Here is a 25992-nt window from a genome sequence, read left to right as displayed (position 1 = left end):
AACAATCAGGCCGTGTGCGGCGCCGTCTCGTCGCGCGTGGTCGTTGCATCGCAGCAAAGACTTTCCGAGCCCGGGGATAGTCGTGTTAGAAAGCTGTCACCTTTCCCGGGGCAAATAGCCTGGTCGGGAACCGCCAAGGGTTTGGGCTGAATGGTTGATATCAAGAGGGTCGGCGTCATCGGCGCGGGCCAGATGGGTTCGGGCATCGCGCATGTGTGCGCGCTCGCGGGCTACGAGGTCCTGCTCAACGACCTGACGCGCGAGAAGATCGACGCGGGCCTGGCCACGGTCGAGCACAACCTCGCCCGGCAGGTGCATCGCGGCGTCATCGACCAGGCGGCCATGGACGCCGCGCTCGGCCGGATCAAGCCTGCCGAGGACCTCGACCGCGTCGGCAAGACCGACCTGGCCATCGAGGCGGCGACCGAGGACGAGGACGTCAAGAAGGCGATCTTCAAGGCGCTGCAGCCGCACCTGGCCGCGGGCACCCTCCTGGCCTCGAACACCTCGTCGATCTCGATCACCCGCCTGGCCTCGACCACCGACCGGCCCGAGCGGTTCATCGGCCTGCACTTCATGAACCCCGTGCCGCTGATGAAGCTGGTCGAGGTGATCCGCGGCATCGCCACCGACGTCGGCACCTACGAGACCGCGGTCAAGTTCGCCCGCTCGCTGGGCAAGACCACCACCAACGCCGAGGACTTCCCCGCCTTCATCGTCAACCGCGTGCTGGTGCCGATGATCAACGAGGCGATCTACACCCTGTACGAGGGCGTCGGCACCGTCGAGGCGATCGACACCGCCATGAAGCTGGGCGCCAACCACCCGATGGGGCCGCTGGAGCTGGGCGACTTCATCGGCCTCGACACCGTGCTGTCGATCATGAACGTGCTCTATGACGGGCTGGCGGACTCCAAGTACCGGCCGTGCCCGCTGCTGGTGAAGTACGTCGAGGCCGGCTGGCTGGGCAAGAAGAGCGGCCGTGGATTCTACGACTATCGCGGCGAGCACCCGGTTCCCACTCGCTGACGCCCGTAGGCGGCCCGGCCTTGCGCCGGGATCGCCGACCCCGGGAAATCGCGGCGGCCGTGGATTTGGGCCTTGAGCCGCCACGACGCATCGCCACATAGCAGGCCGGGCCGACGCCTTGCGGGCGCCGGCGCGCCGCTCCCGTCCGGGCGCGTATTCCGCCAGTTCAGGGACGGCGACCATGAAGACCGGCTTCCTCCGCACCGCCCTGATCCTCGGCCTCGTCTCGGCCGTCGGGCCGTTCGCCATCGACATGTACCTGCCGGCCCTGCCGTCCATCGGCCAGAGCCTGAAGGCCGGTCCCGACGCGGTGCAGATGAGCCTGATGGCCTTCTTCATCACCCTCGGCGTCTGCCAGCTCGCCTACGGCCCGCTGTCCGACATGCTGGGGCGCAAGGCGCCGCTCTATTTCGGGCTGGCGCTGTTCGCGGCCGGCAGCATCGGCTGCGCGCTGGCGCCGGACGTCCAGACGCTGATCGCCTTCCGCGTGGTCGAGGCGGTGGGGGCCTGTGCGGGCATGGTGGTGCCGCGCGCGGTGGTGCGCGACCTGCACACCGGGCCGGAGGCGGCGAGGCTGATGTCGTTGCTGATGCTGGTGTTCAGCGTCTCGCCGATCCTGGCCCCGCTGACGGGCAGCCTGGTGATCGCCGTCGCCGGCTGGCGCGGCGTGTTCTGGACCGTCACCGGCGCGGCCTTGATCGGCCTCGTCCTGATCGCCACCCTGCGCGAGACGCGGCTTCCGGCCGCGCGGGCCGGCAGCTCGTGGGCCGGGGCGTTCGCAGCCTATCGCAAGCTGCTCGCCGACCGCACGTTCATGGGCCTGACCTTGGCGGGGGCCTTCGGCATTTCCGCCTTCTTCGTCTACCTGGCCAACTCGTCCTTCGTGCTGATCAACCACTATGGCCTGTCCCCGACGCTCTACAGCCTGTTCTTCGCGCTGAACGCCGTGTCGTTCTTCGGCGTGGCCCAGCTCAGCAGCGGCCTGATCCGCCGTTTCGGCCTGGCCGCGGTGATGCGGGGCGCGGTGGCCGGCTTCGCCCTGGCCATGATCGCCCTGCCGGCGACGATGGCGGCGGGCGCGACCGGCCTCGGCGTCCTGGCCGCCTTCCTGTTCGTCGGCTACGGCTTCCTCGGGCTGGTGGTGCCGACGGCGGCGGTGCTGTCGCTGGAGGAGCACGGCGACATCGCCGGCGCCGCCTCGGCCCTGATGGGCGCGGTCCAGATGATCGTCGGGGCGGCGGCGATGGCGGCGGCCGGCGCCTTCGCCGACGGCGGTCCGCTGCCGATGGCCGTGGGCGTCGCCGTCTGCGCGGCCCTGGCCTTCGTGTTCACCCGGCTGACCCTGCGGCCGCGCGGCGCGGCCCTGGGGGCGCCGGCCGAATAGATTCGCGGCCGCGCGAAACGTTAACCATTCATTCCATTCGACTTGACCGGGTTAACCGTTCGATAATCCCTTTGATTCGAGCGGGCGGGACTCCATGCGCAAGGTGACCGTAGCGCTGCTTTCCGCAGCCTATATCTGTCTGGTTCTGACCCTGGCCCTCTATGTCTGGCGGGCCGGCGGCGGCTGGGGCGCGGCCGTGGCGGCGCTGGTCGGCGGCCTCGGCCTCGCTTTCGCCCTGCACGGGCTGGCGGCGCGGGCGTTCGACCTGGCCGCCCTGCGCGGCGAGATCGGCGCGGTGCGCGAGGCCCATGTCATCCTCGCCGACCAGCTTGAGAAGATGAACGCCCGGCTGGGCGAGCTCAACGACACCGTCCGCGAGGACGCCGTGCGCCGCTCCGAGGAGCTGACCGGCGAGATGCGCATGCTCGAGGCGCTGGTCCAGCGCATGAGCGAGAGCCTGGAGCAGCGGCAGTCCACCCGCGGGGCCTTCTCGCCCTCGCACGCCGAGCGGCAGTCCTCGGCCCTGCTCGAGACCGTGCGCGAGGCGCTGGCCGACAACCGGGTCGACCTCTACCTGCAGCCGGTGGTCAGCCTGCCGCAGCGCCGCACGGTGTTCTACGAGAGCTTCTCGCGCCTGCGCGACCCCAGCGGCCGGGTGATGATGCCGGCCGAATATCTCAGCGTCGCTGAGCCCGAGGGGCTGGTCTCGGCCATCGACAACCTGCTGCTGTTCCGTTGCGTGCAGATCGTGCGGCGGCTGGCCAAGCAGGACCGCAAGGTCGGCATCTTCTGCAACATCGCCCTGGGGTCGCTGGCCGACGAGGTGTTCTTCCCGCAGTTCCTGGAGTTCCTGTCCCAGAACAAGGACCTGGCCGGGGCGCTGATCTTCGAGCTGGGCCAGGCCGCGTTCGGGTCGCGCGGCGCCGTCGAGGCCCGCAACATGGCCAAGCTGGCCGATCTCGGCTTCCGCTTCTCGCTGGACAAGGTCTCCGACCTCGACCTCGACTTCCCCGATCTCAGCCGCGCCGACGTCAAGTTCGTCAAGGTGTCCGCCGACGTGCTGGTCGACCAGTTGCTGGAGGCCGACGGCCGGCCGGCGCTGCGCTCGCTCAAGGACCTCAACGCCGCCGATTTCGCCGACCTCACCCGCCGCTACGGCGTCGAGCTGGTGGCCGAGAAGATCGAGAGCGAGCGCCAGGCCATCGACGTCCTCGAACTCAATGTCGCCTACGGCCAGGGCCACCTGTTCGGCGAGCCCCGCGCCATCCGCGACGCCGTCCTGGCCGAGACCGACCCGCCGGCCGATTTCATGCGCGGCGCGCTGCGCCGCCGCGGCGCCGGGCGCTAGGCGCCCAGCAGCGACCCGGAGGTCGGAACCAGCCGCAGCACCTCGGGCTTGCGCGCCAGTTGCCGGAAGATCTGCGGCGCGGCCTTCTCCCGCCAGGTCTGGCCCGCGCGCAGGCGCTCGGCGAAGCGGGCGTGGGCGGCGGCGTCGGCAAAGCCGGCGAACCAGACCAGCACGTGCTCGCCCGCGCGGATCGGCAGCGCCGGGAAGCTGTTGGGGCCGTCGTGGGTGACGAAGGCCGCCGCCACCCGTCCCCCGGCGGCGGCGATCGCCGGTTTCATCGCCTGTTCGAAGAAGGCGGCGAAGGGCTGGACGGCGTCGGCGTCGAGATAGTGCAGATTGGCGGCCAGCAAGCCGCGGGCGCCGCCGCGCCGCATCCCGTCCAGGGCGAAGCCGCCGCCGTCTTCGGCCGGCCGCAGCAGCAGCACGTTGTCGGAATCGAGCATGGTGGCGTTGGCCGCCGCCCGGCTCCGCCGCCAGTCGGGACCGCCATAGAACGCGGCCAGGGCGCGGCCCCGGCTTTCCAGGTCCGCGAAGCCGCGCATCCAGACGAACCGGTCGGGGTCGTCGAGGTCGCGGAACTGGCCGATCACCCGCACGCCCGCCGCCTCCTGGCCCAAGATGAACTCGCGGTCGAACAGGTCGATCAACGTGTCGCGCCGCCCGGCGTGCAGAGTGTATTGCCGCAGTTCGACGATCGGGCAGCATCGCCCGCCCGGGCCGTCTCGACGGGGCGAGCCGGCGACGGGGCCCGCCGCCGCCGCGCCCGCCGCCGCCAGGGCCTTGAGGACGCGGCGGCGGTCGCGACCGGCCGGCGAGGAATGCTGCGTTGGGGTCTCGGGCGCCCGGGTCATGCGGTGGTCTCCATTTGGGGGAGAGGATCGCCCGCATGGCTGACATCCTGTGGCAGGAATTTCGGCGACCCCGCAAATGATCGGGCTTGCGCCGGGCCGCCGTCGCGTCCCAACTGCCGGGACAATACGAAGGGGGAGATGCATGGATCGGCGGGCGGTGCTCGGCCTTGGGGCCGTGTCGTTGGGGCTGGCGGCCGGAGCGGCGGGGGCCGCCGGCGCCCAGGGTCGGGACGGCCAGGACGCCGGGGGCGGTCCGGAGCCGGCCGTGCAGGTGCTGTCGGGCGGCCGTCCGGAGTACGGCCCGGCGCTGGCCGCCATCGGCCGGCTGGTCGAACGTCACCGCCAGGCGTTCGGCCTGCCGGGGATGACTGTGAGCGTCGCCGACGCCGACGGTTTCGCGGCGGTGATCAACGCCGGCTGGGCGGACGCCGACCGCAAGGAGGCCTTCACCTCGGACCGGCTGGTGCAGATCGGCTCGATCAGCAAGTCGCTGGTCGGGCTCTGCATCTTCCGCCAGATCCAGGCCGGCCGGGTCGCCCTGGCGACGCCGATGCGCGACATCCTGCCGGATGTTCCGTGGCCGGACGGAACGCCGATCACGCTCGGCCACCTGCTCAACCACAGTTCCGGCCTGCCGGACGACGCCCCGGTGTTTCCGCGCGGCGGCGACGGCCGGCTGTGGCGCGGATACGAGCCCGGATCGTCGTGGAGCTACAGCAACACCGGCTACCACCTCCTAGGCTGGACGCTGGAACGGCTGCACGGCCGCAGCCTGCCCGAGGTGATCGAGGGCGAGGCCCTGGCGCCGCTGGGCATGGCCGGCCAGGCCGTGGGGGCGTTGCGGGCCGAGGACCGTCATCGCTACGCGGTCGGGCGCAGCCCCTACGTCCAGGACCTGCCGGCGCCGACGCCGGGGCGGCTGGGACAGGCGGCCTGGGTCGATTCCGCCGACGGGGCGGGATGCGTCGCGGCGACCTCGGCGGCGATGACCGCCTATGTCCGCTGGCTGATCGGCGCGGCGCGGGGGCATGGCGGCGCCCTGCTCGACGACGCCCATGCGGCGCGGTTCTGCGCTCCGGGCGTCGACGCGCCCGGCTGGGGCATGCCTGGCGCGCGCTACGCGCACGGCCTGGCCGTGGTCCAGGCGGGCGGGCGCACCTATCTGCACCACACCGGCGGCATGATCGCCTTCAATTCGTCGCTGCACGTCGACGGCGCGGCCGGGGTGGGGGCGTTCGCCAGCACCAATGTCGGGCTGATCGTCTATCGGCCCCGCGCGGTGACGGCCTACGCCTGCGAGGCTCTGCGCGCCGTCCGCGAGGGCCGCGAGCCGCCGGCCCCGCCCGAGCCGCAACGGCCGGCGGTCGAGGCCGCCTATCTGGGCGCCTATCGCGCCGCCTCCGGCGCGGCGTTCGAGATCCGGCGGTCGGGCGACGAGACGCGGCTGTCCGTGGACGGTCGCGAGGTCGTCCTGGAGGCGATCGGCGACGACCTGCTGCTGGCGCACGATCCGGCCTTCGCCCGCTATCCCCTGGCTTTCGAGCGCGCCGGCGGCAAGGTGGCCGGCGCCTGGCTGGGATCGGTGTTCTATGCCGCCGGCGGGGCCTCGGCCGTCCGCGCCGCGCCGTCGCCGGCCCTGGCCGCCCTGGCCGGCCGCTACGACAACGACGATCCCTGGCGCGGCGCGATCCGGGTGGTGGCGCGAGGCGAGGGCCTGTGGCTCGACGGTGCCCAGCCGCTGATCGACCTGGGCGGCGGCGTCTGGCGGGTGGGCGCCGATCCGCACGGGGCCGAGCGGGTGCGCTTCGACGCCGTGGTCGCCGGCCGGCCGCAGCGGATGAATTTCTCGGGCGTCGACTATCTGCGCCGGCCGGACCGGGTCTGAGCGGCGCGGGGCGGATTAAATCTGGCGGATAGCAAGCATCGGAATGCGGGCTGGTTCATCGCGGCGCAGATTGGCCGCATGGATGAACACGGAGCGCGGACATGACTTCCTCCGCTTTTTCTAACGACGACGACCGCTGGGCCGCGGCCCAGCGGCGCGACCCCGCCGCCGAAGGCGCCTTCCTGATGGGGGTGCTGACCACCGGCGTCTATTGCCTGCCCACCTGCGCCGGCCGGCCGAAGCGCGAGAACGTGCGCTTCTACGGCACGGCCGAGGCCGCGCGCGCGTCCGGCCTGCGCCCCTGCAAGCGCTGCAAGCCGGACGAGCAGCGCGAGACGCTGCGTTACGGCTTCGTCGAGACCGACCTTGGAACGGCGCTGCTGGCCGCGTCCGGGGCCGGGGTGTGCGTGGTGACGCTGGGCGAGGATCGCGCGGGGCTGGCGGCCGACCTTCGCCGGCGGTTCCCCCGCGCCCGGCTGATCGAGGCCGGGGCCGAACTGTCGACCGAGCTGGAGCAGGCGCGGGCGCTGATCTCCTCGCCCGCCGCCGGGTTCGCCCCGGCGCTCGACGCGCGCGGCACGCCGTTCCAGCAGGCGGTCTGGCGGGCCCTGCGCCAGCTGCCGGCCGGGACGACGGTCAGCTACGCCGAGCTGGCGCGGCGGGCCGGGCGGCCGGAGGCGACCCGGGCGGCGGCCCAGGCCTGCGGCGCCAATCCCCTGGCCGTGATCACGCCCTGCCACCGGGTGGTGCGCGCCGACGGGAGCCTCTCGGGCTACCGCTGGGGCGTGGAGCGCAAGCGGGCCCTGCTGGCGCGGGAGCGGGCGGCTTGAGCCTGGAGGCTCGGGTCGCCGCCCTCGACTGGCCGCGCATCGAAGGCGAACTCGCCGCCCAGGGCTGGGCGACCACCGGGGCGCTGCTGTCGGCGGACGAGTGCGCGGACCTGGCCGCGCTCTACGACCGGACCGGGCTGTTTCGCAGCCGCGTGGTCATGGCCCGGCACGGCTTCGGCCAGGGCGAGTACCAGTACTTCGCCTACCCCTTGCCCGACCCGGTGGCCGGGCTGCGGCGGGTCTTCTATCCGCGGCTGGCCCCGATCGCCGGCCGCTGGGCCCGAGCCCTGGGCGAGGCGCGGACCTATCCGGAGACGCTGGAGGCCTTCACCGCCCGCTGCCGCGACGCCGGCCAGACGCGGCCGACGCCCCTGCTGCTGCGCTACGGTCCGGGCGACTACAACTGCCTGCACCAGGACCTCTATGGCGAGCTGGTGTTCCCCCTGCAGGCGGCCGTGCTGCTCGACGAGCCGGGGGTCGATTTCGAGGGCGGCGAGTTCGTGCTGGTCGAGCAGAGGCCGCGTCAGCAGTCGCGGCCGATGGTCGCGCCGCTGCGGCGGGGCGAGGCGGTGATCTTCGCGGTCAACCAGCGGCCGGCCCAGGGCGCGCGGGGCATGTACCGCCTGGCCCTGCGCCACGGGGTCAGCCGCCTGCGCTCGGGGCGTCGCCACACCCTGGGCGTCATCTTCCACGACGCCGCGTGACCGAGGGCTCCGCCCCGCGCGCCTGGCGCGCGGGGCGGATGGCGGATCACCAGATGCGGACCCGCTGGTCGGGCGCGACGTACAGCGGATCGCCCGCCTTGACCCCGAACGCCTCGTACCAGGCGTCGACGTTCCGCACCGTGCCGTTGGCCCGGTAGTAGCTGGGCGAGTGCGGATCGGTGACGAGCTGCTGGCGCAGGGCGTCGTCGCGGATCTTGCCGCGCCAGATCTGGGCGAAGCCGAGGAAGAAGCGCTGGTCGCCGGTCAGGCCGTCGATCTTGGCCGCCGGCTTGCCGCCCAGCGACATGTGATAGGCGTCGAGCGCCGTCAGGACGCCGCCGAGGTCGCCGATGTTCTCGCCCATGGTCAGGTCGCCGTTGACGTGGGCGCCGGGCAGCGGACTGAACGCCGAGTACTGGCCGCTCAGGCGCTTGGTCTGGACGACGAACTTGTCGGCGTCCTGGGCCGTCCACCAGTCGCGCAGGGTCCCGTCGGCGTCGAACTGCCGGCCCTGGTCGTCGAAGCCGTGGCTGATCTCGTGGCCGATCACCGCGCCGATGCCGCCGTAGTTCACCGCCGGGTCGGCCTTGGGATCGAAGAACGGCGGCTGCAGGATCGCCGCCGGGAACACGATCTCGTTCATGGTCGGGTCGTAATAGGCGTTCACGGTCTGCGGGGTCATGCCCCACAGCGACCGGTCGACCGGGCCGCGCAGCTTTTCGACCCAGAAGTTCCACTCGAACGCGCTCGAGCGGCGGATGTCGCCGTAGAGGTCGTCGGCCTTGATCTCCAGGCCCGAATAGTCGCGCCAATGGTCGGGATAGCCGATCTTGACGTTGAAATGGGCCAGCTTGTTGAGGGCCTTGGCCTTGGTGTCGGGGCCCATCCAGTCGAGCTTCTCGATGCGGACCTTGAGCGCGGCGCGCAGGTTGCCGACCAGCTGCTCCATGGCCGCCTTGGACTCGGGCGGGAAATAGGCGGCGACGTAGAGCTTGCCGACCGCCTCGCCCAGGCTGGAGCCGACGGTGGTCACCGCGCGCTTCCAGCGCGGCCGGTTCTCGGGCTGGCCCGAGAGCACCTTGCCGCGGAAGTCGAAGCGGGCGTCGACGAAACGCTTGGAGAGGTAGGGCGAGGCGGCGTCGACGACGTGGAAGGCCTGCCAGGCCTGCAGCACGTCGATCGGCGTGTCGGCGAAGATCGCCGCGATCTTGGGGAAGGCGCTCTTCTCGCCGACGATCACCGTCTCGACGTCGCTGACGCCGGCGGCCTTGAAATAGGTCCGCCAGGGGAAGCTCGGGGCGTCCTTGGCCAGCTGCTCGACCGTGGTCGGGTTGTAGGTCTTGACCGGGTCGCGCTGCTCGACCTTGGACCAGCTCGCCTCGGCGATCCTGGTCTCCAGGGCGACGATGGCCTGGGCCTTGGCCTGGGCGTCGGGCCAGCCGGCCATGCCCAGCATCTGGGCGACATAGGCCTCGTACTTGGCCTTCTGGGTCTTGAACTGGTCGGTCAGATAGTAGTCGCGGTCGGGCAGGCCCAGGCCGTCCTGGCCGACATAGAGGGCGTAGCGGCTGGGGTTCTTGGCGTCCTGCTGGATGGCCGAGCCGAAGAAGCTGGACGAGTAGTCGTACATCGCCCGGCCCATGATCGCGGCCAGCTGTTCGCGGGTGGTCGCGGCCTTGATCTCGGCCAGGGCGGGGGCCAGGGGGGCGGCGTCCAGCTTCTCGATCAGCGCCTCGTTCATGAAGGCGTTGTAGAGGGCGCCGATCTTGGCTTCCTCGCCGGTCGCGGCCTTGTTGGCGGCGGCGCGGTCGATGACGGCCCGCGCGCGGGCGTCGGAAAGCTCGCGCAGTTCGTCGAAGGCGCCCCAGCGGGTGCGGTCGGACGGGATCTGGGTCTTGGCCTCCCAGCCGCCGCTGGCGAACTTGTAGAAGTCCTGCCCCGGCGCGACCGTCTTGTCCTGGCCGCTCAGGTCGAAGCCCCAGGCGCCGAAGTGCTGGGCCTTGGCGACGTCGGCGGCGGGAGCGGCGTCGGCCGCGAAGGACGGCGTGGCGGCGGAGGAGGCGGTGAGCGCGGCGGCGGCGGCCGCGCAAAGCCATAGGCGTTTCATCACGAGGCGATCTTCCCCAGGTTGGCAGATGACGCCAAACATGCACCCGGGAACCTGGCCGAGTCCGTTACAAAATTTTCATCTGGCGGCCGAGCTGAGGACAAACGCCCTCATTTCGGGACGAACGCCGGCCGTCCTTGCACGGCGGCCGGCTTCGCGGGGAATTTAGCGTCAGCCCGTCGGGGCCTCAGGGCGTCTGCAGCAGCTTGCGGACCTTGGCCATGGCCCGGTCGCCGGCCTCGCCGTAGCCGATCGGCTCGATGAAGCCGCCGTCCTTGTCGAACAGGTAGATCATCGACGAGTGGTCCATGGTGTATTCGCCGCCCTCGACCGGCACCTTGCGGTAATAGACCCGGTAGGCCTTGGCCGCCTGGGCCACCTGCTCGGGCGTTCCCGTCAGGCCGCGGATGCGCGGGTCGAAGTTCGACAGATAGGTCTTGAGCTGCGCCGGGGTGTCCCGTTCGGGATCGACCGAGACGAACACCACGTTCAGCCGGTCGGCGTCGGGGCCGAGCGCCTTCAGCCAGCCGGTCAGCTCGGTCAGGGTGGTGGGGCAGACCTCCGGACAGAAGGTGAAGCCGAAGAACATCAGGGTCGGCTTGCCGCGCAGGTCGGCCTCGGTGACCTTGCGGCCGTCCTGGTCGACCAGCTGGAAGGGGCCGCCCACCTTGGGCCCGGCCAGGGCCGGGGCGGCGACGGAGCGGGCCTCGGCGGCCTTGTCGCCCTGGTGCCCGCGCCAGAAGGTGTAGCCCATCACCCCGACGGCCAGCGCCGCCGCCGTCGCGAACGCGACGGCGAGCAGCATGCGGTTGCCTCGGTCGCTCATCGCATGCCCTTGTGGTCGTGGCCGGCCTCGGGCTTGGGCGCGCCCATGGCCTCGACGGCGAACTCGATCTGGACCTTGCCGGCCTTGGCGAAATCGAGCGTGGCGGGAACCCGGTCGCCGGCCTTCAGCGGCTGTTTCAGGCCGATCAGCATGATGTGGTAGCCGCCGGGCTTCAGCTCGACCGTCGCGCCGGGGGCGAGGGGCACGCCGCCCGACACCGGCCGCATGGTCATCACCCCGCCGGCGGTGGACATCTGGTGGATCTCCAGCTTGTCGGCGACGGGGGTCGAACCGCCCAGCAGGACGTCGGGCGTCTTGCCGGCGTTGGTCACCGAAAGATAGCCGGCGCCGGTCTTGGCGCCGGGCGGCGTGGCCCGGCTCCAGGGATGACCGACCTGCAGGCCGCCGATCCGGTAGTCGTGGGCCAGGGCCGGCGCGGCGGCGGCGACGGCCAGCGCCGCCAGGGAGAGGGTCAGGATGCGCATGGGAAGAACTCCTTGCCGGGGGTCACATATGGTGATGGGCGACGGCGTCGCCGGGCGTGAGGGTCAGGGCGGGAGCCGGCCGGGCGAGGCCGTGGGCGTCCTCGCCGGGGCCGGGGGTCTCGGTCCACTGGGACTGGCCGGTCTCGCAGGTCTGGATCACCGGGAAGTACAGCGTCCCCACCTGCTCGGGCAGCTTCATCAGCAGGCCGAAGTCGTCGAACTGGTCGTCGGGCAGGCGCCCGCGCCAGATCACGGTGGCGACCCCTTCTCCCGGCTTGGCGGCGGTGGCGGCGTCGGCCTTGACCACCTCCAGCGTCCAGCCGGGCTTGGGCTGCGGCCGGGCCGAGGCCACCCCCGCGGGGATCTCGACCCGCAGGGCGGTGGTGGCCGAGCCCGAGCAGCCGTGGCCGACCTGGAAGCGGGCGGCGAAGTAGCTTCCCGCCTTGGCCTGGTTCTGCGCCATGACCACGTGCGCCGAGGCGGCGTCGGCGAAGGCCAGGGCGGCGGCGGCGAGCGGGAGGGCGGCGGCTTTCACGACGGACATCTTCCTAGAACGCATAACGCAGCCCCGCGAACACCGAGCGGCCCTCGCCCGGATAGAAGACCGAGGTCCCGGCCTTGCGGGCGGCGGTGATGGTCGAGACGTCGCTGACATAGGCCTCGTCGGTCAGATTGCGACCCTCGACGTAGAGAGAGAGCCCGTTGCGCAGGTCGAGGCCGGTCTCCAGACCGACCAGAGTGTAGCCCGGCGCGCGCAGGGTGTTGGCCTGGTCGGCCCAGGCGCCCTGGGGAACCCAGTCGACGTTCGGGGCGATGTAGAAGCCGCCGAGGCCCAGAAGGTCCGGCCGCGTGTAGCGGATCTCGGCGCGCAGCACGTTGCGCGGCGCGCCGGCGATGGCGTTGTTTCCGTACTGGCGGTCGCCGCGGAAGCGGAAGTCGTTGAAGTTCCAGACCCCGGTCACGCTCAGGCGGTCGCCGGCGTCGGGCGCGCTGAGGCCCTCGGCGAGGTCGACCCGCACCAGCGCCTCGATCCCCTGGTGAACCGTGCGGCCGGCGTTGAAGGTGGTCGCCGGAACGTTGGGATCGACGGTGTACTGCAGCAGTTCGCCGTTGATCTCGGCGCGATAGGCGGTCAGGTCGAAATGCACCGGCCCGTGGTCGCCGCGCGCGCCGATCTCGTAGGTCCAGGCCCGCTGGGCGTCGAGGGGCGCGAACGACGGCCCGGCGGTGTTGGCCTGGGCGAGATCGGTGAAGTCCGGCACGTCGCGCGAGCGCGTCAGGTTGGCGAACACCTGCACCGAGGGCGTCGCCTGCCACAGCAGCCCGGCCTTGGGGCTGAAGCCGTGGAAGGTGCGCTCGCCGCTCTTGGCCGGGGTCGTCAGGTTGTCGAGTTCGCGCTCGTCGGCCAGGTACTTGCCACCGACGGTCAGGGCGACGGTCTGGGTCAGGTGGATGCGGTCCTCGGCGTAGGCCTCGACGTTGAAGGCCTTCTGGTGGGCGTTGCCGGTCATGGCCCCGCGCGATCCGGCCAGGTTGACGTACTGCTTGGCCTGGTTGAAGCCGGCGATCACCCGCATGCCGGCGATCACCTCGTTGCGCAGGCCGCCGATGTCGAGGTCGGCGGAATAGCGGGCGTCGCCGCCCCAGGTCCAGCCGTCCTGGTTCAGCACCTGGAAGATCGGGTGGTCGAGGTGCTTGTGGGCGGCCCACACCGTGACGTCGATGCGCCCCTCGTCGAGCTTGACGGTGGTGCGGTCGGCGATGCGCTGCACCGCGTCGTTGCGCTGCTGGTTGCCGCCGACGACCATGTTGGCCGCGCCCGGCGCGGCCTGGTCGGGATGGGCCAGGGCCTGGGCCAGGGGCAGGGAGCCCGGCAGCTGCTGGCGGGTGTCGTCGATGGCGACGTAGACGCGGGTCTCGACGCGGTCGTTGAAGCGATGGCCGATATTGCCGTTGAAATAGAGGTCGGTGCTGCGCGAATGCTGCCGGGCGCCGGCCGAGGCGAGGCCGGTGACGGTGGCCAGGGCGTCCCAGTCGCCGAACACGCGCGAGGCGGTGGCCGAGGCCCGCATGGTCGAGAACGAGCCGCCCTCCAGGCGCAGCACGTTCGGCGTCGTGGCGGTGTAGGCGGTGGGGGTGACGAAGTTGATCGCCCCGCCCAGGGTCGACGAGCCCAGGGCTAAGCCGTTGCCGCCCTTGTAGACTTCGATCGAGCGCAGCGACAGCGGATCGATGGTGTAGAAGTCGCCCGAACCGTCGGCGAGGTTCCAGGGCACGCCGTCCTGGGCGATCTCGACGCCGCGCAGGTGATAGCCGCGGGCGACGCCCGAGCCGCGGATCGACAGGCGGACTTCCTGGCCATAGCGGTTCTGGGCGAACACGCCAGGGGCGTCCTTCAGCATGTCGTGCAGGGTGTTGGCGTAGCGGCCCTTGAGATCGTCGGCGTCGATGAAGCCGACCGAGCCGGCGGTGCGTATCAGTTCGGATTTCTGCTGGGCGAGGTCGGGCTGGGTGAGCGAGCCGCCGCCGGCGGTGACGGTGACGCCGGAGACCGGATGGGGCTGGTCGGCGGCCTCCTCGGCGCGGGCGGTCGAGACGGCGAGGAAGGCGGCGGCCAGGGCGAGGGCGCTGGCGCGGTTCAGGTGGCGATTGGACAAGACGTTGCACTCGTTCGACGGGCCGGCGCGCGGCGCCGGCCTTGGGCATGGGTTCGCGCGGCGGGCGCGTAAGGGCGCCCCGCCGCGCGGCGGATGCGGTCAGACGAGGGTCGGGGGGCCTTGCGAAGGCGGGCGTGGCGGGGCGCGGGCCCCGGGGGTTCCGACCAGGGCGAAGGGCGTCAGCACGAAGGCCGGCGCGGCGTAGCGCACCGGGGCCGCGGCGTCGGGCGCCGTCGTCTCCACGGCCGCACAGCAGGCCATGACGCATTCCAGGCACGGCAGGCCGGCGAAGCCCTTCGGCTTGGAGATCGGCGACGCGGCGGCGGACTTGCCGGCGCCGGCGTCGACCGTGACCACCTTCAGTCCCTCGCGGGTGCACAGGGTGATCTGAAACGGATCGCCGGCCCGGGCGTGGGCCATGGCCGCGGCGGGAATCAGCGCCTGGACCAGCAGGGCGACGACGGCCAGCCAGGCGGGCCAGGCCCGTCCCCGTCGTCTCGTCGCTGTCGCCCCCGCGGTCATGGGCGCGTCAATAGGCGTCGAAAGGGGCCGAGCGCAAGTGGACGTTACGTCCAGGGCCCGCCGGCTAGTGGCCGGCGGCGCCCTTGGGGCCTTCCAGCGCCCGGCGGATCATGCCGTTGGCGATCTCGCGCTCGCCCATGATGATGCAGTTCGCGCCCATGGCGGTGAGGTGCTCGACCTCGGCGTCGCTGTGGGCGCGGGCGACGATGTCGAGCCCGGGATTGGCGGCGCGCGCCTGCTCGATGATCTGCCCGGCCTCGAAGGCGTTGGGGATGGCCACCAGCAGCCGGTCGGCGCGGTCCAGCCGGGCCAGGGCCAGGGTCTCGGGCTGGGCGGCGTTGCCCGCCACGGCGTCGTAGCCCTGCTCGCGCAGCGCCTCGGCCTCGCCGTCCCGCTCTTCCACCACCGTCAGCGGCCGGCGGCCGTGCAGGGCCTCGCCGACCAGCCGGCCGACGCGGCCGAAGCCGACCAGCACCACGTGGGCGGCCTCCGCCTTGGGCTCGGCGACGCCCCGCTTGGCCTGCACCCGGCTATGCACCCGCCCCAGGGCGGCGAACATCAGCGGGTTGAGCAGGATCGACAGGATCGCCCCAGCCAGGATCAGGTCGCGGCCCTCGGTCGGCAGCAGGCCCAGCGCCACGCCGAGGCTGGCCAGGATGAACGAGAACTCGCCGATCTGGGCCAGGCTGGCCGAGATGGTCAGGGCCACCGAGGTCGGCCGTCGGAAGGCCAGCACGATGGCCATGGCCGCCAGCGACTTGCCCAGGGTGATGATCAGCACCGTCCCCAGCACCGCCAGCGGCGCGCGGACCAGGATGGTCGGGTCGAACAGCATGCCGATGGAGACGAAGAACAGCACGGCGAAGGCGTCGCGCAGCGGCAGGGTGTCCTGGGCCGCCTGATGGCTGAGCTCGGACTCGCCCAGCATCATGCCGGCGAAGAAGGCGCCCAGGGCGAAGGAGACGCCGAACAGCGACGCCGAGCCGAAGGCCACGCCCAGGGCGATGGCCAGCACCGCCAGGCGGAACAGCTCGCGCGAGCCGGTGTGGGCGATGCGGTGCAGCACCCAGGGGATCACCCGCCGGCCGACCACCAGCATCAGGGCGACGAAGGCGGCGACCTTGCCGAGGGTCAGGCCCAGGGCGGCGGCGATCTGGCCGCCGCTCATGCCGGCGGCGGCCTCGCCGTTCGGCCCCTTGCCGCCGAGAAGGCCCGAAAGCGCCGGCAGCAGCACCAGGGCCAGCACCATGGCCAGGTCCTCGACGATCAGCCAGCCGACGGCGATCTTGCCCTGCTGGGTCTCGACCAGCCGTCGCTCCTGCAGGGCCTTGAGCAGCACCACGGTGGAGGCCACCGACAGGGCCAGGCCGAACACCAGCCCCGCGCCGGGCGGCCAGCCCAGCAGCCAGCCCAGACCCATGCCCATCACCGTGGCCGCCGCCATCTGCACCACCGCCCCCGGCACGGCGATCTTGCGCACCGACAACAGGTCCTTGAGCGAGAAGTGCAGGCCGACCCCGAACATCAGCAGGATGACGCCGATCTCGGCCAGCTCGGGCGCCAGCTTCTGGTCGGCGACGTAGCCCGGCGTGAACGGCCCGACCAGGATGCCCGCCAGCAGATAGCCGACCAAGGGCGGGGCCTTGAACCGGTTGGCCACGGCCCCGAAGACGAATGCCAGGCACAGGCCGGCGACGATGGTGGCGATCAGCGGGGTTTCGTGGGGCATGCCGGCCTTCTGGGAGCCTTTCCAGGAATAATGGGTTGGATGGGGCGGGGTTCGCTTGACCTCGGCGCATTTCGGTCGATACTTCAACCAATATGGGTGATATTGATCAAAAAGGCCATCCCGGCATGATCAAGATCTTGTCACCGGCGCAATGCCGGGCGGCGCGCGGCCTGCTGGCCTGGACGCAGGAGGCTCTGGCGGACCGCGCCAGCGTCTCGCGCAGCACCGTGCGCGACTTCGAGACGGAACGCCACGACCTGCATCGCGCCACCGAGCGCCTGCTGGTCGAGGCGCTGGAGGGGGCGGGGGTCGAACTGATCGCCGCCGACCGGGATAGTGGCGCGGGCGTGCGGTTGCGCCAGCCGGCGGGAGCGGACTGAGCCGCGACGCAAGGGCCCCGGGGCGAGCGGCGGAGGAAGAGGGGATCGATGGAGCACGGCGTCGGCGCAGGCGACTACAAGGACCTCGTGCTGTTCCTCGCCACCGCCGGCGTGGTGGTGCCGCTGTTCCAGCGGCTGAAGGTCAATCCCATTCTCGGTTTCCTGGGCGCCGGCGTGGCGCTGGGACCCTACGGCCTGGGCAGCTTCACCGGCGTCGCGCCCTGGCTGGGCGCCTTCACCGTCGACAACCCGGCCGAGATCGGCCAGATCGCCGAGTTCGGCGTGGTCTTCCTGCTGTTCATGATCGGGCTGGAGCTGTCATGGGAGCGGCTGCGCCTGATGCGCCGGATGGTGTTCGGCCTGGGCGCGCTGCAGGTCAGCCTGTGCGCGGCGGTGATCGCCGTGGCCGCCGGCCTGCTGGGCCAGCCGCTGGCGGCGGCCCTGGCGGTGGGCGCGGCCCTGTCCCTGTCGTCGACCGCCATCGTCATGCCGGTGCTGGCCGAACAGAAGCGGCTGCATTCCGAGGCCGGCCGGGCCGCCTTCTCGGTGCTGCTGTTCCAGGACCTCGCCGTCGCCCCGATCCTGATCACCGTGGCGGTGCTGGGCCGTCAGGGCGAGGGGTTCGACCCCAAGCTGCTGCTGACCTTCGCGCCCGCCGCCCTTGGCCTTTTGGCCATCGTCGTGCTGGGCCGGCTGGTCCTGCGGCCGATGCTGAAGTCGGTGGCGCGGGCCAAGAGCGAGGAGCTGTTCCTGGCCGCCTGCCTGCTGGTGGTCATCGGCGCCGGCCTGGTCAGCGCGGTCATCGGCCTGTCGATGGCGCTGGGCGCCTTCGTCGCCGGCCTGCTGCTGGCCGAGACCGAGTACCGGCACGAGGTGGAAGTGACCATCGAGCCGTTCAAGGGGCTGCTGCTCGGCCTGCTGTTCCTGTCGGTGGGCATCGGGCTCGACCTGTCGATCCTGGCCCGCCACCCGGTGCTGGTGCTGGGGACGGCGGTCGGTCTGCTGGCGCTGAAGGCCGTGGTGGTGTTCGGCCTTGGCCGCCTGTTCGGCATGAAGAGCGGCCGCGCCCTGGAGACGGCCCTGGTGCTGGCCGCCGGCGGCGAGTTCGCCTTCGTCATCCTCGACGCGGCCATGGGCGAGGGCGTGGTGCCCCGCCGCCTGGGCGAGCCGCTGCTGGTCTCGGCCACCCTGACCATGTTCGCCATCCCGATCCTGGCGGCCGCCGGCAAGCGGCTGTCGAAGAAGGCCGGGCCGCCCGAGGCCGCGCCGGCGCCGGCGACCGACCCGAGGGCGTCCGCGATCGAGGGGGAGCGGCCCAAGGTGCTGGTGGTCGGCTATGGCCGCGTCGGCCGCCTGGTCGGCGAGATGCTGTCGCGGCACGACATCCCGTGGGTGGCGGCCGAGCGCGACCCCAGGCTGGTGGACCAGGGGCGCCGGGCCGGGACCGTCATCTTCTACGGCGACGCCTCGCGGACCGAGTTCCTGCGCCGCTGCGGCCTGGGCGACGCGCCGGCCCTGGTGGTGACCATGGATTCGCCCGAGGGCGTCGAGGCGGTGGTGGCCACGGCGCGGGCCGAGCGGCCGGACCTGACCATCGTCGCCCGCGCGCGTGACGCCCGTCACGCCAAGGCGTTGTACGAACTTGGGGCCACCGACGCCGTGCCCGAGACCATCGAGGCCTCGCTGCAGCTTTCCGAGGCGGTGCTGGTCGACATCGGCATCCCGATGGGGCTGGTGATCGCCTCGATCCACGAGAAGCGCGACGAGTTCCGCAAGGACTTCAACCGTCCCGACGCCCTGGGCGGCCGCGTCCGCCGCGCGCGCGACCGCATGGCCGGCGGGCGCTGAGGCGGCGACGGCTCAGGCCTCGGGCGGCGCGAAGGTCCGCTCGCCGATGGCGTAGGCCAGGCCGCGGCCCGGCACGTTGACCACGGCGATGGCCAGGGCGCCCAGCGGCAGGGTCTCGCCGCCGGACAGCGTCGAATCCGGTTCGCGGCCCGGTCCGGCCGCGCCGGCCACCGAGGCGCCGGTCTCGTACTTGACGTGGGCGGCGGCCGAGGGGCCGTCGGCGCGGGTCTCCAGGATCCAGGTCGGCCCGAAGTCGCGCTCGCGGATGGCGGCGATCAGGGCGTCGGCCGAGGCCGTGGCCCCGCCGGCGTCGAGCACCGGGTCGATGATGGCGCACAGGCCGGTGGCCGGGTCGGCGACCACCCAGGTGGTCACGCCGGTCTCGGCGTGAAGGAAAGCCTGGACGTCAGGCTGCATCGCAAGGGTCCCTCGAAGGCGCGTCGGCGCGGGCGATGCGACTCGTCCGCCTGCCTTCGGTAGATCATGGTTCTTTCAGAAGGGTTTCCCGAAACGGGACGAGGCGGCTTCAGGCCGCCTCGGGCCGCTGATAGGCCGCCCGCGCGGCGCGCACCTGCGCCTGGCTGGCCTCGGCCCAGGCGACCAGCGCCCCCAGCGGCTGCATCAGCGAGCGGCCGAGCGGGGGCAGGGCGTAGTCGACCCGCGGCGGGGCGGTGGGGAACACCGTGCGCGAGACCAGGCCGTCCTGCTCCAGCCGCCGCAGGGTCTGGGCCAGCATGCGCTGCGAGATGTCGCCGACGGCCCGCTTGAGCTGGGTGAACCGCAGCGCGCCGCCGTCGAGGTTCTGCAGGATCAGGAAGCTCCACTGGTCGCCGATGCGGTCCAGTACGTCGCGGATCGGGCAGGGGGACGGGGCGGGCGGGCGAGTGGTCGGCATGACGGTCCTTCGGCGCGATCGGACGGCGGCCGGTTACCCCGGCGTCACCTGGTGACGCCGAAAACCCGTCTTGCGGCGAGGCCGCCGAGGCTTCACATCGGTTCCTGATCTATACCGGCTCTCAAACCGAGACCAACGGGAAAGGACCCCGCCATGTACGTCGCCGTGATCGGCGCGACCGGAAACGTCGGCTCGCGCATCGTCGAGGAACTGTTGCGGCGCGGCCATCGCGTGCGCGCCGTGGTGCGGCGCGACGGCGCGCTCGCCGCCCGGCCCGACCTCGACGTCGTCCGCGCCGACGCCGGCGACCGCGCCGCCCTGGCGCGGGCGCTCGAGGGCGTCGACGCGGCGGTCAGCGCCGTGAAGTTCCTGCAGAGCGATCCGGCGGTGCTGATCGGCGCGGTCAAGGACGCCGGCGTTCCTCGCTATCTGGTGGTCGGCGGCGCCGGCAGCCTGGAGGTCGCGCCCGGCCAGCGGCTGGTCGACCAGCCGTTCTTCCACGCCGAATGGAAGCCGGAGGCCCTGGGCGGGGCGGCTTTCCTGGAAGCCCTGCGCGCCGAGCCGGATCTCGACTGGACCTTCCTGTCGCCCTCGGCCCTGTTCGTTCCCGGCGAGCGCACCGGCGTCTTCCGCCTCGGCGACGACCAGCTGCTGACCGCGGCGGACGGCAAGAGCTCGATCTCGTTCGAGGACTACGCCGTCGCCCTGGTCGACGAACTGGAGACGCCCCAGCGCCGCCGCCGGCGGTTCACGGTCGGCTACTGAGGCTTTTTCGCCACTCTCCGTGGCTTCTGGGTCGGCGCTTGCGACTTTTCCGCGTGGCGGGATGGCGCTCGCGCGGCGACCCGTGTTATCCGCGACGCTCCCAAGGATGAGGACCATGGCGCACAAAGCCCAGCCCAATATGCCCGCGTTCAACACCTTCGGCCGCCCGGTCGTCGGTGAGCGCGCGCGCATGGGAGGGGGAACGGCCTGAAGTCCTAGGACTTGGGATGTACGAAGGAACCCCTCCTGGCCCGGCCGGAGGGGTTCTTCATTTGTGCGAAGACCTTGCCGACCGCGACGCCAGGAGGGGCGGCAAGGAAAGGAGAACCCGTATGGGCGGGTTCGAAATCATCGAAAGCCCGGGCGCGCCGATCAAGGCCTGGACCCGGGGCGTGCCGATCGAAGAGTCGGCCATGAAGCAGCTGCGCAACGTCGCCAGCCTGCCGTTCATCCACAAGCACGTGGCGGTGATGCCCGACGTGCACTGGGGCATGGGCGCCACCGTCGGCTCGGTCATCCCGACCGTCGGGGCGATCATCCCGGCGGCGGTCGGCGTCGACATCGGCTGCGGCATGATGGCGGTGCGGACCTCGATCCGGGCCGAGCATCTGCCGGATTCGCTGGCGGGGCTGCGGTCCGCCATCGAGGCGGCGGTGCCGCATGGCCGGACCGACAACGGCGGGCGCAACGACAAGGGCGCCTGGGCGGCCGAGCCGCCGGCCCTGGCGGCCGACAAGTGGGCCGTGCTGAAGCCGGGCTATGAAGCGGTGATCGCCAAGCACCCCAAGGCGGCGCACCAGCGCGGCTTCGGCCACCTGGGCACCCTGGGGACCGGCAACCACTTCATCGAGCTTTGCCTGGATGAAGAAGGCCGCCTTTGGGTGATGCTGCACTCCGGCTCGCGCGGGGTGGGCAACCGGTTCGGCTCCTACTTCGTCGAACTGGCCAAGCGCGACATGCGGCGCTGGTTCATCAACCTGCCGGACCAAGACCTCGCCTACCTGCCGCAGGGCAGCGAGGGCTTCACCGACTACATCGAGGCGGTGAACTGGGCGCAGACCTACGCCCTCGCCAACCGCGAGGTGATGATGGACCAGGTGCTGGGCGTGCTGCGTCAGGCGTTCCCGGACCTGGCGACGACGGAGACCGCGGTGAACTGCCACCACAACTACGTCGCGCGGGAGCATCACTTCGGCAAGACGGTGTTCGTCACCCGCAAGGGGGCGGTGCGGGCCGGCGAGGGCGAACTGGGCATCATCCCCGGCTCGATGGGCGCCCGCTCGTTCATCGTGCGCGGCAAGGGGAACGCGGACTCGTTCTGCACCTGCTCGCACGGCGCCGGCCGGGCGATGAGCCGCAACGAGGCCAAGCGGCGCTTCACGGTGGAGGACCACGTCCGCGCCACCGAGGGCGTCGAATGCCGCAAGGACGCCGAGGTGATCGACGAAACGCCGATGGCCTACAAGGACATCGACGCCGTGATGGCCGCCCAGGCGGACCTGGTGGATATCGTCCACACCCTGCGCCAGGTGGTGTGCGTGAAGGGCTGAATGCGGACGCCGCCCGGCGAAGGCCGGGCGGCGTTACGTCTCTGGCTCACGTTCGGCTGGAGGAACCCCGTTTCGAATCCGGTTCGACCTGATCCGCGGCGATGGTCGCGCTTTCGGCCTTGAGGACCTTGCTGACCGGGCAGACCTCCTGGGCGAAGTCGTTGAGGGTGTTGATCAGGTTGTCCGGCGTCAGGCTGTAATAGACGTACTGGCCGCGCTTTTCGCTGCGCACCAGCCCGGCCGCCTCCAGCACGCCCAGATGCTGCGACACCGCCGGCTTGGAGATTTCGAAGCGGGCGGCGATCTCGCCCGCCGTCAGTTCGGCATGGGCCAGATAGGCCAGGATCTTGCGTCGAACCACGGAGGCGAGGGCTTCGAAGACGCGTTGCATGAAAAGGCTTTCCGGGACTTGTTGAGCGCGCACGCTTAAGGATTTCATTAATTTCTTGCCTCCGCTCTCGCAAGAATTTAAGAAATAAATTAATTGCGAAATTACGACATCGCCTCATGAGGAGCCGTCGATGGAGCCGTTGGTCCGCCACGTCGAAGATCCCCACGCGGTAAATTCGCTGCGGATTGGTCCCGACGCCGATCCGCTTGAGGGGGTGATGCGATGGGACCCCGTCCATTCTTCATGGAACGGCGCGGTGGTCGCGGCGGCCCTGGTCCTCGGGGCGCTGACGTTCAGTTGGAGCGCCTTGACGGTCTTCCTCGCCGCCACGGGCGCGGTCTTGCTGCTCGGTCACTCCGTCGGCTTTCATCGCCGGTTGATCCACCGCAGTTTCGACTGTCCGCGCTGGCTCGAATACGTCCTGGTCTGGATCGGGACGGCGGTCGGAATGAGCGGGCCATTGTGGATGATGCGGGTCCACGACACGCGCGATTGGGCCCAGCGCCAGCCGCGCTGCCACCCGGCGCTGGCCCACGCCGCGCCGGTCTGGCGTGACTGGTGGTGGTGCTTGCATTGCAGGCTGGTCCTGGCCCGGCCGCCGATCTTCGCCCCAGGACCTGGCGTCGGCGACGATCGGTTCTATCGCTTGCTTGAGCGGACTTGGGTGCTTCAGCAGGCGCCGGTCGCCCTGGCGCTCTACGCGCTGGGGGGGTGGTCCTGGGTCGTGTGGGGCGTGTGCGTGCGTGTCGCCGTCTCGGTCAACGGCCATTGGCTGGTCGGCCGCCTCGCCCATCGCCAGGGGCCGCAGTCGTGGCTGGTCGACGGCGCCGGCGTCCAGGCTCACGACGTGCCCTGGGCGGCGATCCCGACCATGGGCGAGGCCTGGCACAACAATCATCACGCCTTCCCCGGCTCGGCGCGAATGGGGCTCTATCCCGGCCAGTTCGATCCGGGATTTCGGTTCATCCAGCTTCTGGCGTTGCTTGGCCTGGCCTGGAACATCCGCACGCCGGCGACGCTGCCGCTACGGGGCGCGCTGAGACCGGCCGGCCCCGCTGTACGCGCGCGAGAGCTTGAGATGGGGCCGGTCCCGGCATCGCAGGCGCATGGCGGCGATCACCGGCGAGAGATCGCTCGTCTGCTCCGCGTCAATCACGCGGGGGAGGTCGGGGCCATCCGGATCTATCGGGGGCAACTCTGGCTCGCTCGCTTTCGAGCGCCGGACCTGGCGGACTTCCTGACGGAGACCCTAGCCCACGAACAAGAGCACCGTTCGACATTCGCGCGCCTGATGAAGGAACGCGACGTCAGGCCATGTCGCACCCTCGGCTTCTGGGCCGCCGGCGGCCTGGCGCTGGGCCTGTTCGCGGCGGCCTTGGGACGTGACGCCATTTTGGTGTGCACCGAGGCGGTCGAGCGAACGGTGCATGGGCATTTGACGGGACAGGTCGCGTGGCTGGCTGGTCGCGACGAGGCGCTCGCTGCGGCGATCGCCGCGGTGGACGCCGAGGAGCAGACGCATCTCGCCTTCGCCGTCTCGCGCCGTTCATCTGGGGGCCTAGCATGGTTGAACGCCTTGATCGCAGGGGCCACGGAGGTGCTGATCTGGTGTTCGACCTATGGCGCGGCGGCTCGCACGATCTCGACGATGCCGCCTCATCTAGCCAAAGAAAAAGGGCGGAGCCTTGCGGCTCCGCCCTCCATCGACGTTTGAACGGCTGGACTTAGAAGTCCATGTCGCCCATGCCGCCGCCCGGCATGGCCGGCGCGGGGGCGTTCTTCTTCGGCGCTTCGACGATGCCGGCTTCGGTGGTGATCAGCAGGCCCGACACCGAGGCGGCGTCTTGCAGGGCGGTGCGGACGACCTTGGCCGGGTCGATGACGCCGTCGGCGACGAGGTCGACATACTGCTCGGTCTGGGCGTTGAAGCCGAAGGTGGCCGAGCTGTTCTCGAGGATCTTCCCGACCACGATCGAGCCTTCGACGCCGGCGTTCTCGGCGATCTGACGGATCGGGGCCTGCAGGGCGCGGCGGACGATGGCGACGCCGGCCGTCTGGTCGGCGTTGTCGCCCTTGACGCCGTCGAGGGCCTTGGAGGCCTTCAGCAGGGCGACGCCGCCGCCCGGCACGATGCCTTCTTCCACGGCCGCGCGGGTCGCGTTGAGGGCGTCGTCGACACGGTCCTTACGTTCCTTGACTTCGACTTCGGTGGCGCCGCCGACGCGGATCACCGCGACGCCGCCGGCCAGCTTGGCCAGACGCTCTTGCAGCTTTTCCTTGTCGTAGTCCGAGGTGGTGTCCTCGATCTGCTTCTTGATCTGGCTGATGCGGCCTTCGATGTCAGCCTTGGCGCCGACGCCGTCGACGACGGTGGTGTCGTCCTTGGTGATGGTCACCTTCTTGGCGCGGCCCAGCATGTCGAGCGTGACGCTCTCCAGCTTGATGCCCAAGTCTTCGCTGATGACCTGGCCGCCCGTCAGGATGGCGATGTCCTCCAGCATGGCCTTGCGGCGATCGCCGAAGCCCGGAGCCTTGACCGCCGCGACGCGCAGGCCGCCGCGCAGCTTGTTGACCACCAGGGTGGCCAGCGCTTCGCCTTCGACGTCTTCGGCGATGATCAGCAGGGGACGGCCCGACTGGACGACGGCTTCCAGCACCGGCAGCAGCGGCTGCAGCGAGGAGAGCTTCTTTTCGAACAGCAGGATTTGCGGGTCTTCGAGGACCGCTTCCATCTTGTCGGCGTTGGTGATGAAGTACGGCGACAGGTAGCCGCGGTCGAACTGCATGCCCTCGACGACGTCGAGTTCGGTTTCCAGCGACTTGGCTTCCTCGACGGTGATGACGCCTTCGTTGCCGACCTTTTCCATGGCCTTGGCGATCATGTCGCCGATCTCATGGTCGCCGTTGGCCGAGATGGCGCCGACCTGGGCGATCTCTTGGTTGGTGGTGACCTTCTTGGACACCGACTTGATCTCGGCGACCACGGCCTGCACGGCCTTGTCGACGCCGCGCTTCAGGTCCATCGGGTTCATGCCGGCGGCGACCGACTTCAGGCCTTCGACGACGATGGCCTGGGCCAGGACGGTGGCGGTGGTGGTGCCGTCGCCGGCCTTGTCGTTGGTCTTCGAGGCGACTTCGCGGATCAGCTGGGCGCCGAGGTTCTCGAACTTGTCAGCCAGTTCGATTTCCTTGGCGACCGACACGCCGTCCTTGGTCGAGCGCGGAGCGCCGAAGGACTTCTCGATGACCACGTTGCGGCCCTTGGGGCCCAGGGTGACCTTCACCGCGTTGGCGAGGATGTTGACGCCGCGCAGCATCTTGTCGCGCGCGTCGGTGCCGAAATAGACGTCTTTGGCGGCCATTGGCTCTGCTCTCCGACTTTATGAATAAGGTTTGGAATTCAGGTGGTCAGGCGAAGCGGGCGCTTACTCGACGACGCCCAGGACGTCGCTCTCCTTCATGATCAGGAGATCTTCGCCGTCGATCTTCACTTCCGTGCCGGACCACTTGCCGAACAGGATGCGGTCGCCCTTCTTGACGTCGAGGGGCTGGATCTTGCCGCTGTCGTCGCGGGCGCCGGGGCCGACGGCGATGACTTCGCCTTCCTGCGGCTTTTCCTTGGCGGTGTCGGGGATGATGATCCCGCCCTTGGTCTTCTGTTCTTCCTCGACGCGCTTCACGAGGACGCGGTCGCCAAGAGGACGAAACGCCATGATGTGCTCTCCCTTAGGGATCGGTTGCGATAGCCGGGCGCTCAGGAGGGGACGTGCGTTTAGCAGCCGCTCCCCCTGAGTGCTAACGCCGCC

Annotated in this window: 24 protein-coding genes; 11 read left to right on the top strand and 13 right to left on the bottom strand. The window is 70.9% G+C overall.

Annotated elements, in window-relative coordinates; genetic code table 11:
• Positions 1 to 150: 150 nt before the first annotated feature.
• The 3 genes from C5708_RS16975 to C5708_RS16965 all read left to right on the top strand — a co-directional run bounded on the left by C5708_RS16975 (position 151) and on the right by C5708_RS16965 (position 3761).
• A complete protein-coding gene (locus tag C5708_RS16975; RefSeq protein WP_242922936.1) occupies positions 151 to 1029 on the top strand; it encodes a 3-hydroxybutyryl-CoA dehydrogenase in 879 nt (292 codons plus the stop codon).
• A gap of 181 nt (positions 1030 to 1210) precedes the next feature.
• Positions 1211 to 2413, top strand: a complete 1203-nt coding sequence (locus tag C5708_RS16970; RefSeq protein WP_242922934.1) for a multidrug effflux MFS transporter — start codon at positions 1211 to 1213, stop codon at positions 2411 to 2413.
• Positions 2414 to 2507: 94 nt separating this feature from the next.
• Complete coding sequence (locus C5708_RS16965; protein WP_242922933.1) at positions 2508 to 3761, top strand: EAL domain-containing protein; 1254 nt, start codon at positions 2508 to 2510, stop codon at positions 3759 to 3761.
• On the opposite strand, the gene C5708_RS16960 is transcribed toward C5708_RS16965, so the two are convergent.
• Positions 3758 to 4612, bottom strand: a complete 855-nt coding sequence (locus C5708_RS16960) for an NIPSNAP family protein (protein ID WP_242922932.1) — start codon at positions 4610 to 4612, stop codon at positions 3758 to 3760. The genes C5708_RS16965 and C5708_RS16960 overlap by 4 nt on opposite strands.
• Positions 4613 to 4754: 142 nt before the next feature.
• Between C5708_RS16960 and C5708_RS16955 the strand changes: the two genes are divergently transcribed.
• From C5708_RS16955 to C5708_RS16945, 3 genes are all read left to right on the top strand, one after another.
• A complete protein-coding gene (locus C5708_RS16955; RefSeq protein WP_242922931.1) occupies positions 4755 to 6497 on the top strand; it encodes a serine hydrolase domain-containing protein in 1743 nt (580 codons plus the stop codon).
• A gap of 101 nt (positions 6498 to 6598) precedes the next feature.
• The gene (locus C5708_RS16950; RefSeq protein ID WP_242922930.1) at positions 6599 to 7327 is read left to right on the top strand and encodes a methylated-DNA--[protein]-cysteine S-methyltransferase; all 729 of its coding nucleotides are present in this window, start codon (positions 6599 to 6601) and stop codon (positions 7325 to 7327) included.
• A gap of 2 nt (positions 7328 to 7329) precedes the next feature.
• Positions 7330 to 8031, top strand: coding sequence for a 2OG-Fe(II) oxygenase (locus C5708_RS16945; RefSeq protein ID WP_242922975.1), 702 nt, complete (start codon positions 7330 to 7332; stop codon positions 8029 to 8031).
• Positions 8032 to 8077: 46 nt separating this feature from the next.
• On the opposite strand, the gene C5708_RS16940 is transcribed toward C5708_RS16945, so the two are convergent.
• The 7 genes from C5708_RS16940 to ybaL all read right to left on the bottom strand — a co-directional run bounded on the left by C5708_RS16940 (position 8078) and on the right by ybaL (position 16357).
• Positions 8078 to 10138: a M13-type metalloendopeptidase gene (locus C5708_RS16940; RefSeq protein WP_242922929.1), complete on the bottom strand. Its 2061-nt coding sequence runs from the start codon at positions 10136 to 10138 to the stop codon at positions 8078 to 8080.
• Between the two features lie 187 nt (positions 10139 to 10325).
• Complete coding sequence (locus tag C5708_RS16935) at positions 10326 to 10964, bottom strand: SCO family protein (RefSeq protein WP_242922928.1); 639 nt, start codon at positions 10962 to 10964, stop codon at positions 10326 to 10328.
• A complete protein-coding gene (locus tag C5708_RS16930) occupies positions 10961 to 11449 on the bottom strand; it encodes a copper chaperone PCu(A)C (RefSeq protein WP_242922927.1) in 489 nt (162 codons plus the stop codon). The genes C5708_RS16935 and C5708_RS16930 overlap by 4 nt, the downstream gene beginning before the upstream one ends.
• Before the next feature lie 22 nt (positions 11450 to 11471).
• The gene (locus tag C5708_RS16925) at positions 11472 to 11993 is read right to left on the bottom strand and encodes a YcnI family protein (protein WP_242922925.1); all 522 of its coding nucleotides are present in this window, start codon (positions 11991 to 11993) and stop codon (positions 11472 to 11474) included.
• 4 nt (positions 11994 to 11997) lie between these two features.
• Positions 11998 to 14106: a TonB-dependent receptor gene (locus C5708_RS16920; RefSeq protein ID WP_242922923.1), complete on the bottom strand. Its 2109-nt coding sequence runs from the start codon at positions 14104 to 14106 to the stop codon at positions 11998 to 12000.
• Between the two features lie 99 nt (positions 14107 to 14205).
• Positions 14206 to 14628, bottom strand: coding sequence for a DUF2946 family protein (locus tag C5708_RS16915; protein WP_242922921.1), 423 nt, complete (start codon positions 14626 to 14628; stop codon positions 14206 to 14208).
• A 64-nt stretch (positions 14629 to 14692) separates the two neighbouring features.
• Positions 14693 to 16357 carry a YbaL family putative K(+) efflux transporter gene (ybaL, locus tag C5708_RS16910; protein WP_242922919.1) on the bottom strand — a complete coding sequence of 555 codons (1665 nt, stop codon included), beginning with the start codon at positions 16355 to 16357 and terminating at the stop codon, positions 14693 to 14695.
• Positions 16358 to 16482: 125 nt separating this feature from the next.
• Between ybaL and C5708_RS16905 the strand changes: the two genes are divergently transcribed.
• Both C5708_RS16905 and C5708_RS16900 read left to right on the top strand, forming a co-directional pair.
• Positions 16483 to 16737: a helix-turn-helix transcriptional regulator gene (locus tag C5708_RS16905; protein WP_242922917.1), complete on the top strand. Its 255-nt coding sequence runs from the start codon at positions 16483 to 16485 to the stop codon at positions 16735 to 16737.
• A gap of 48 nt (positions 16738 to 16785) precedes the next feature.
• Positions 16786 to 18585: a cation:proton antiporter gene (locus tag C5708_RS16900; protein WP_242922915.1), complete on the top strand. Its 1800-nt coding sequence runs from the start codon at positions 16786 to 16788 to the stop codon at positions 18583 to 18585.
• Positions 18586 to 18597: 12 nt separating this feature from the next.
• Here C5708_RS16900 and C5708_RS16895 read toward each other — a convergent pair whose 3' ends face one another.
• Positions 18598 to 19002 (bottom strand): hypothetical protein, encoded by a 405-nt coding sequence (locus tag C5708_RS16895; protein ID WP_242922913.1) that lies wholly within the window; start codon positions 19000 to 19002, stop codon positions 18598 to 18600.
• A 109-nt stretch (positions 19003 to 19111) separates the two neighbouring features.
• Positions 19112 to 19480, bottom strand: a complete 369-nt coding sequence (locus tag C5708_RS16890; protein WP_242922912.1) for a helix-turn-helix domain-containing protein — start codon at positions 19478 to 19480, stop codon at positions 19112 to 19114.
• 153 nt (positions 19481 to 19633) lie between these two features.
• Here C5708_RS16890 and C5708_RS16885 point away from each other — a divergent pair, with 153 nt between their 5' ends.
• Both C5708_RS16885 and C5708_RS16880 read left to right on the top strand, forming a co-directional pair.
• Complete coding sequence (locus C5708_RS16885) at positions 19634 to 20245, top strand: NAD(P)-dependent oxidoreductase (protein ID WP_242922911.1); 612 nt, start codon at positions 19634 to 19636, stop codon at positions 20243 to 20245.
• Between the two features lie 332 nt (positions 20246 to 20577).
• The gene (locus tag C5708_RS16880; protein ID WP_242922910.1) at positions 20578 to 21795 is read left to right on the top strand and encodes an RtcB family protein; all 1218 of its coding nucleotides are present in this window, start codon (positions 20578 to 20580) and stop codon (positions 21793 to 21795) included.
• 46 nt (positions 21796 to 21841) lie between these two features.
• Here the strand turns inward: C5708_RS16880 and C5708_RS16875 are convergent, their stop codons facing one another.
• Entirely contained in the window at positions 21842 to 22186 is a 345-nt protein-coding gene (locus C5708_RS16875; RefSeq protein WP_242922909.1) for a metalloregulator ArsR/SmtB family transcription factor, read from the bottom strand.
• Between the two features lie 130 nt (positions 22187 to 22316).
• Between C5708_RS16875 and C5708_RS16870 the strand changes: the two genes are divergently transcribed.
• Positions 22317 to 23900, top strand: a complete 1584-nt coding sequence (locus C5708_RS16870; protein WP_242922908.1) for a demethoxyubiquinone hydroxylase family protein — start codon at positions 22317 to 22319, stop codon at positions 23898 to 23900.
• Between the two features lie 10 nt (positions 23901 to 23910).
• Here C5708_RS16870 and groL read toward each other — a convergent pair whose 3' ends face one another.
• Positions 23911 to 25548 carry a chaperonin GroEL gene (groL, locus tag C5708_RS16865; protein WP_242922907.1) on the bottom strand — a complete coding sequence of 546 codons (1638 nt, stop codon included), beginning with the start codon at positions 25546 to 25548 and terminating at the stop codon, positions 23911 to 23913.
• Positions 25549 to 25611: 63 nt separating this feature from the next.
• On the bottom strand, positions 25612 to 25899 hold the full coding sequence (gene groES, locus C5708_RS16860) for a co-chaperone GroES (protein WP_242922906.1): 288 nt from the start codon (positions 25897 to 25899) through the stop codon (positions 25612 to 25614).
• Positions 25900 to 25992 lie beyond the last annotated feature (93 nt).

The sequence above is a fragment of the Caulobacter sp. CCUG 60055 genome (genome assembly GCF_022750545.1).
Lineage (GTDB): Bacteria > Pseudomonadota > Alphaproteobacteria > Caulobacterales > Caulobacteraceae > PUIC01.
This window is presented reverse-complemented; position numbering and strand designations above follow the sequence as displayed.

Excerpts from the sequence above, each read along its gene's own strand:
- C5708_RS16975 (WP_242922936.1), top strand. The coding sequence starts at position 151 with ATGGTTGATATCAAGAGGGTCGGCGTCATCGGCGCGGGCCAGATGGGT.
- C5708_RS16970 (WP_242922934.1), top strand. The coding sequence starts at position 1,211 with ATGAAGACCGGCTTCCTCCGCACCGCCCTGATCCTCGGCCTCGTCTCG.
- C5708_RS16965 (WP_242922933.1), top strand. The coding sequence starts at position 2,508 with ATGCGCAAGGTGACCGTAGCGCTGCTTTCCGCAGCCTATATCTGTCTG.
- C5708_RS16960 (WP_242922932.1), bottom strand. The coding sequence starts at position 4,612 with ATGACCCGGGCGCCCGAGACCCCAACGCAGCATTCCTCGCCGGCCGGT.
- C5708_RS16955 (WP_242922931.1), top strand. The coding sequence starts at position 4,755 with ATGGATCGGCGGGCGGTGCTCGGCCTTGGGGCCGTGTCGTTGGGGCTG.
- C5708_RS16950 (WP_242922930.1), top strand. The coding sequence starts at position 6,599 with ATGACTTCCTCCGCTTTTTCTAACGACGACGACCGCTGGGCCGCGGCC.
- C5708_RS16940 (WP_242922929.1), bottom strand. The coding sequence starts at position 10,138 with ATGAAACGCCTATGGCTTTGCGCGGCCGCCGCCGCCGCGCTCACCGCC.
- C5708_RS16935 (WP_242922928.1), bottom strand. The coding sequence starts at position 10,964 with ATGAGCGACCGAGGCAACCGCATGCTGCTCGCCGTCGCGTTCGCGACG.
- C5708_RS16930 (WP_242922927.1), bottom strand. The coding sequence starts at position 11,449 with ATGCGCATCCTGACCCTCTCCCTGGCGGCGCTGGCCGTCGCCGCCGCC.
- C5708_RS16925 (WP_242922925.1), bottom strand. The coding sequence starts at position 11,993 with ATGTCCGTCGTGAAAGCCGCCGCCCTCCCGCTCGCCGCCGCCGCCCTG.
- C5708_RS16915 (WP_242922921.1), bottom strand. The coding sequence starts at position 14,628 with ATGACCGCGGGGGCGACAGCGACGAGACGACGGGGACGGGCCTGGCCC.
- ybaL (WP_242922919.1), bottom strand. The coding sequence starts at position 16,357 with ATGCCCCACGAAACCCCGCTGATCGCCACCATCGTCGCCGGCCTGTGC.
- C5708_RS16905 (WP_242922917.1), top strand. The coding sequence starts at position 16,483 with ATGATCAAGATCTTGTCACCGGCGCAATGCCGGGCGGCGCGCGGCCTG.
- C5708_RS16900 (WP_242922915.1), top strand. The coding sequence starts at position 16,786 with ATGGAGCACGGCGTCGGCGCAGGCGACTACAAGGACCTCGTGCTGTTC.
- C5708_RS16895 (WP_242922913.1), bottom strand. The coding sequence starts at position 19,002 with ATGCAGCCTGACGTCCAGGCTTTCCTTCACGCCGAGACCGGCGTGACC.
- C5708_RS16890 (WP_242922912.1), bottom strand. The coding sequence starts at position 19,480 with ATGCCGACCACTCGCCCGCCCGCCCCGTCCCCCTGCCCGATCCGCGAC.
- C5708_RS16885 (WP_242922911.1), top strand. The coding sequence starts at position 19,634 with ATGTACGTCGCCGTGATCGGCGCGACCGGAAACGTCGGCTCGCGCATC.
- C5708_RS16880 (WP_242922910.1), top strand. The coding sequence starts at position 20,578 with ATGGGCGGGTTCGAAATCATCGAAAGCCCGGGCGCGCCGATCAAGGCC.
- C5708_RS16875 (WP_242922909.1), bottom strand. The coding sequence starts at position 22,186 with ATGCAACGCGTCTTCGAAGCCCTCGCCTCCGTGGTTCGACGCAAGATC.
- C5708_RS16870 (WP_242922908.1), top strand. The coding sequence starts at position 22,317 with ATGGAGCCGTTGGTCCGCCACGTCGAAGATCCCCACGCGGTAAATTCG.
- groL (WP_242922907.1), bottom strand. The coding sequence starts at position 25,548 with ATGGCCGCCAAAGACGTCTATTTCGGCACCGACGCGCGCGACAAGATG.
- groES (WP_242922906.1), bottom strand. The coding sequence starts at position 25,899 with ATGGCGTTTCGTCCTCTTGGCGACCGCGTCCTCGTGAAGCGCGTCGAG.